Source organism: Pseudomonas sp. P5_A2_2 (assembly GCF_054177685.1).
Map to the genome: position 1 here is coordinate 1 of NZ_JBGCUL010000262.1, position 5,516 is coordinate 5,516.

Below are 5,516 nucleotides of genomic sequence, written 5' to 3' on the forward strand. Positions count from 1 at the left end.
GGTTCGCTCGGTGGAACGCATCGTCAACATGAACTGGGAGGAGATCCATCCGCCACCCAAGGGCACCGGTCGCGATCACTACCTGACGGCGGTGACGCGGGTCGACAATCAGTTGGTCGAAATCATCGATGTCGAGAAGGTGCTGGCGGAAGTGRCACCGACGCCGGAAGCGATTTCCGTCGGCGTGGTGGATGTCGAAACCCAGCACAAGGCGCTTTCGTTGCGCGTGCTGACGGTCGACGACTCGTCGGTGGCGCGCAAGCAGGTCACGCGTTGCCTGCAAACGGTCGGCGTCGAAGTGGTGGCGTTGAACGACGGTCGGCAAGCGCTGGACTACCTGCGCAAACTGGTCGACGAGGGCAAGAAGCCGGAAGAAGAGTTCCTGATGATGATCTCCGACATCGAGATGCCGGAAATGGACGGGTACACCCTGACGGCGGCAATCCGCAACGACCCGCGCATGCAAAAGCTTCATATCATCCTGCATACTTCGTTGTCGGGTGTGTTCAATCAGGCGATGGTCAAGAAGGTCGGTGCCGATGACTTCCTGGCCAAGTTCCGTCCTGATGACCTGGCATCCCGGGTAGTCGACCGGATCAAGGCAGCAGATATCAGCCAGGGGCCCGCGCCCCTGGCGGTCAACACGATTTAAGAGGCGGCATCATTGTCTACGGGTAATTTGGATTTCGAACAGTTCCGGGTATTCCTGGAAAAAGCCTGTGGCATTTTGCTCGGTGAAAACAAGCAGTACCTGGTCTCCAGCCGTCTCAACAAACTGATGGAACAGCAAGGCATCAAGTCTTTGGGTGAGCTGGTTCAGCGCATGCAGACGCAACCGCGCAGCGGTTTGCGCGAGCAGGTGGTAGACGCCATGACCACCAACGAAACCCTGTGGTTTCGTGACACCTACCCGTTTGAAGTCTTGAAGAACAAGGTACTGCCCGAAGCGATCAAGGCCAGTCCCGGCCAGCGCCTGCGCATCTGGTCGGCGGCGTGCTCGTCGGGCCAGGAACCGTATTCGCTGTCGATGTCCATCGACGAGTTCGAGCGGGTCAACATGGGCCAGTTGAGGATGGGTGTGCAGATCGTTGCCACCGACCTGTCCGGCACCATGCTGAACAACTGCAAGACCGGCGAGTACGACAGCCTGGCCATCGGCCGCGGTCTGTCGCCTGAGCGTCTGCAGCGTTATTTCGACCCGAAAGGGCCGGGACGCTGGGCGATCAAGGCGCCGATCAAGAGCCGGGTGGAATTCCGTTCCTTCAACCTGCTGGACAGCTACGCGAGCCTGGGCAAGTTCGACATCGTGTTCTGCCGCAACGTGCTGATCTACTTCTCCGCCGAGGTGAAGAAGGACATCCTGTTGCGCATCCACAGCACGTTGAAGCCGGGGGGGTACCTGTTCCTCGGTGCTTCCGAAGCGCTGAACGGTTTGCCGGATCATTACCAGATGGTCCAGTGCAGCCCGGGGATCATTTACCAGGCGAAGTGATTTCGTTGGTATTGTCAAAAAACGGGAGCCCTCAGGGGCTCCCGTTTTTTTTTGCCTGATGATTTCTTGCAAACGCTGCTGGCCCCTGTGGGAGCGAGCTTGCTCGCGATAGCGTCCTGACAGTCGAGTTCAGCGTTACCTGACACACCGCAATCGCGAGCAAGCTCGCTCCCACAGTGGTTGGCGGTGTTCTGAAAAGGGTAAGGAGGCGGCAGAAAAGCGGCATGCGGCGGAAAACCGTTGCCGCTTTTCTGGCATTGCCGCGTTGCCATGGCCGGCAAAGCCCCGGTTTCCGGGCTTTTTTGAATTGGCATGKGGCTTGCTAAGTTGATCCTACGAAAAATCAGGTCACCCGAAGGTTTCCCGACATGAGCATCAGCTTCGATAAAGCGCTCGGTATCCACGAACAAGCCCTGGGCTTCCGCGCCCAGCGTGCCGAAGTCCTGGCCAACAACATCGCCAACGCCGATACCCCGAACTACAAGGCTCGGGACCTGGACTTCTCGAAAGTGCTCGCTGAGCAAAACGAGAAAACCAAAAGCGGTACCTTCGCCTTGAACATGACCAATAGCCGTCATATCGAAGCTGAAGGCCTGGGCAATGGCGACGAGTCGTTGCTGTATCGCACGCCGATGCAACCGTCGATCGACCAGAACACCGTGGACGCTCAGCTGGAACAGTCGAACTATGCGGAAAACGCGATCGGCTTCCAGGCCAGCTTCACCCTGCTCAACAGCAAATTCAAAGGGCTGGTGTCAGCCCTGCGCGGAGAGTAAGCCATGTCTCTATCCAGTGTTTTCAACATTGCCGGTAGCGGCATGAGTGCGCAAACCACGCGTTTGAACACCGTCGCTTCGAACATCGCCAACGCCGAGACGGTTTCGTCGAGCATCGACCAGACCTACCGCGCGCGTCACCCGGTGTTCGCCACCATGTTCCAGGGCGGCCAGAGTGGCGGCAGCGACTCGCTGTTCCAGAGCCAGGATGCCGCAGGTCAGGGCGTGCAGGTGCTGGGTGTGGTCGAAGACCAGAGCAACCTCGAGGCGCGCTACTAGCCGAACCATCCGGCGGCCGATGCCAAGGGCTACGTCTACTACCCGAACGTCAACGTGGTTGAAGAAATGGCCGACATGATTTCCGCGAGCCGTTCGTTCCAGACCAACGCCGAAATGATGAACACCGCCAAAACCATGATGCAGAAGGTCCTGACCCTCGGTCAGTGATAAGGGGCGACTCAGATGAGTGTTACCGATTCCACCAGTGGTTTGAGCCTCAATGACATCCTGGCCAACTCCTCGATCAAGACCAACACCACGACTGACGGCCTCGCGTCGGCAACCGGCAGCGCCACGGGCAACAAGGCCCTGGGCAAGGATGCGTTCCTGCAGTTGCTGGTGACCCAGCTGAAAAACCAGAACCCGCTGGAGCCCCAGGACAACGGCGCGTTCGTGGCCCAGTTGGCGCAATTCAGCAGCCTGGAAGGCATCACCACGCTCAACAGCACCGTGAGCGGCCTGGCCAGCAACTACAACTCGTCCCAGGCCTTGCAGGCGTCGTCGCTGGTGGGCCGTTCGGTCATCGCGCCGGGTGACAAGGCCGTGGTCGATACCACCAAGAGCCTCAGCGGTACGGTGGTGGTGCCGTCTTCGGTGGCGTCCGCCACCCTGAAGATCACCGACTCAACCGGCAAGACTGTGCGCACCATCGACCTCGGTTCGCAGAAGGCCGGCAACGCCAGCTTCATCTGGGACGGCAAGAACGATGCGGGTGAGACAGTACCTGCGGGCACCTACACCTTCGGCGCCACGAGCACGATCGATGGCCAGTCCGTCGCGTTGATCACCAACCTGCCCGCGACCGTCAACAGCGTGACCATCAGCCAGACCGGCGGTGAGTTGATGCTCAATCTGGCCGGGCTGGGTAGCGTTGCCCTGTCCAAAGTACAAACCATTGGTATGTAGAGCCGACTAACACGGCACAAAGGAGTGGATGATGTCTTTCAATATCGGCCTTAGCGGTCTCTATGCAGCCAATAAACAACTGGACGTGACCGGCAACAACATCGCCAACGTCGCGACCACCGGTTTCAAATCGTCCCGTGCAGAATTCGAAGACGTGTACTCGGCGACCCGCCTGGGCACCGGCAGCAAGACCGTCGGCAACGGCGTGCGCCTGGCCAACGTTTCCCAACAGTTCGGTCAGGGTGACGTGAGCAACACCGGCAACGTGCTCGACATGGGTATCCAGGGCAACGGTTTCTTCGTCCTGAGCAACAACGGTTCGCTGACCTACACCCGTGCCGGTACATTCAAGACTGACAAGGAAGGCTACGTCACCAACAGCGACGGCACTGCCCGCCTGCAAGGTTACGGTGTGGACTCCAACGGCAAGATCGTCAATGGCGTGCTGACCGACCTGCGAATCGACACCTCCAACCTGGCGCCGAAGTCCACCAGCACCGTGTCGTCGACGATCAACCTGAACTCCACCTCGGCGGTGATCGACCAGACGGTTGCGGCGAACAAGTTYGACCCGTCCAAGACCGAGACCTTCACCAAGTCGTTCAGTACTCCGATCTTCGATACCCAGGGTAACCAGCACACCATGGATCAATACATGGTCAAGACTGGAGCGAACACTTGGGACACCTACACGCTGATCGATGGTCGCAACCCGGATGGCAGTGATCCTACCGTTACCGCTCCGGTTGCTTCGACCATGTCGTTCGATTCCACCGGTAAACTGACTTCGGTCAGCACGCCGGTGACGCCGCCAACCACGCCACCGACTTCGGTGATCAGCAGTGACCTGAAAATCACCAACTGGACCCCGGGCAGTGTCACCAATGGCGTCTGGACAGCCAACGGCGCCGCAGCCGATCCGGCTGGATTGACCATCGCCATGGCCAGCACCACCCAGTTCAACGCCGACACCGCGCGTTCGATTCCGGCACAGAACGGTTACGCCACTGGCCAGATCACCAACCTGACCATCGACGGCAGCGGTGTGTTGCTGGCCAACTTCAGCAACAACCAGACCAAGCCGATCGGCCAGATCTCCCTGGCCAGCTTTACCAACGAGCAAGGCCTGCAACCGGTAGGCGGTACCAGCTGGAAAGAAACCTACGCATCGGGCATTCCTGGTTACGATGCACCGGAAACCGGAACTCTGGGTTCCATCGTTTCGAACTCCCTGGAAGAGTCCAACGTCAATCTGACCAACGAACTGGTCGACCTGATCAAGGCGCAGAGCAACTACCAGGCGAACGCCAAGACCATCTCCACCCAGAGCACCATCATGCAGACCATCATTCAGATGACTTGATGCTGGATTGTGCTGTGCAAGGAGCCCCTCATCAGAGGGGCTTTTTTGTGATCTGAGGTTTTGTGTTGGATGTGATGGCCTCATCGCGAGCAAGCTCGCTCCCACAGGGGACCGAGTCTTTCCTGATAAACACGATCAACTGTGGGAGCGAGCTTGCTCGCGATGAGGCCAGTCCAGCCACTAATTTCTTACAGGCAAAAGAAAACCCCCGACCCGCCAGAGGCTGATCGGGGGTTTCGAGTAAGCGCCTTGCGACGCTTACCGGCTCAGCTTATTGGCAAGCTTCGCAATCCGGCTCGTCGATGGCGCAAGCCTTCGGCACTGGAGCAGGGCCGGCAGGCGCTGCCAGGACCGAGTCGTCACCGTGGTTGCCGCCGCTGGAAACAGCGTTCAGCTTGCCGGTGTTGATGGTCGACTTCTCGGTGCTGGTCGCGGCCAGGGCACGGAGGTAGTAAGTGGTTTTCAGGCCACGGTACCAGGCCATGCGGTAGGTCACGTCCAGCTTCTTGCCCGAAGCGCCAGCGATGTACAGGTTCAGCGACTGAGCCTGGTCGATCCACTTCTGACGACGGCTTGCCGCGTCGACGATCCACTTGGTGTCCACTTCGAAGGCGGTCGCGTAGAGCTCTTTGAGTTCTTGCGGGATGCGCTCGATCTGCTGCACCGAACCGTCGTAGTACTTCAGGTCGTTGATCATGAC

General features: G+C 59.0%; 5 protein-coding genes and 2 pseudogenes. 6 read left to right on the forward strand and 1 reads right to left on the reverse strand.

The genetic code is table 11. From position 1 onward, the window contains the following. The 6 genes and pseudogenes from ACXRVY_RS15700 to flgE form a co-directional block, all read left to right on the forward strand. On the forward strand, positions 1–652 hold a 652-nt coding region (locus tag ACXRVY_RS15700; RefSeq protein ID WP_458237713.1), incomplete at its 5' end, for a chemotaxis protein CheV. 12 nt (positions 653–664) lie between these two features. Beyond that, complete coding sequence (gene cheR / locus ACXRVY_RS15705; RefSeq protein WP_007980127.1) at positions 665–1,492, forward strand: protein-glutamate O-methyltransferase CheR; 828 nt, start codon at positions 665–667, stop codon at positions 1,490–1,492. Between the two features lie 368 nt (positions 1,493–1,860). Further along, positions 1,861–2,268: a flagellar basal body rod protein FlgB gene (flgB, locus tag ACXRVY_RS15710; RefSeq protein ID WP_008051530.1), complete on the forward strand. Its 408-nt coding sequence runs from the start codon at positions 1,861–1,863 to the stop codon at positions 2,266–2,268. 3 nt (positions 2,269–2,271) lie between these two features. Beyond that, a pseudogene (flgC, locus tag ACXRVY_RS15715) lies at positions 2,272–2,715 on the forward strand (flagellar basal body rod protein FlgC). Positions 2,716–2,730: 15 nt separating this feature from the next. Continuing rightward, complete coding sequence (gene flgD / locus ACXRVY_RS15720) at positions 2,731–3,453, forward strand: flagellar hook assembly protein FlgD (RefSeq protein ID WP_223459765.1); 723 nt, start codon at positions 2,731–2,733, stop codon at positions 3,451–3,453. Between the two features lie 31 nt (positions 3,454–3,484). Then, positions 3,485–4,816 (forward strand): flagellar hook protein FlgE, encoded by a 1,332-nt coding sequence (gene flgE, locus ACXRVY_RS15725; RefSeq protein WP_317851118.1) that lies wholly within the window; start codon positions 3,485–3,487, stop codon positions 4,814–4,816. Between the two features lie 271 nt (positions 4,817–5,087). On the opposite strand, the pseudogene ACXRVY_RS15730 reads toward flgE, so the two are convergent. Beyond that, a pseudogene (locus ACXRVY_RS15730) lies at positions 5,088–5,516 on the reverse strand (ribonucleoside-diphosphate reductase subunit alpha); the annotation flags it as partial.

Bases quoted from the DNA above. Each gene is read 5' to 3' on its own strand.
- flgB (WP_008051530.1), top strand. From the start codon at position 1,861: ATGAGCATCAGCTTCGATAAAGCGCTCGGTATCCACGAACAAGCCCTG.
- flgD (WP_223459765.1), top strand. From the start codon at position 2,731: ATGAGTGTTACCGATTCCACCAGTGGTTTGAGCCTCAATGACATCCTG.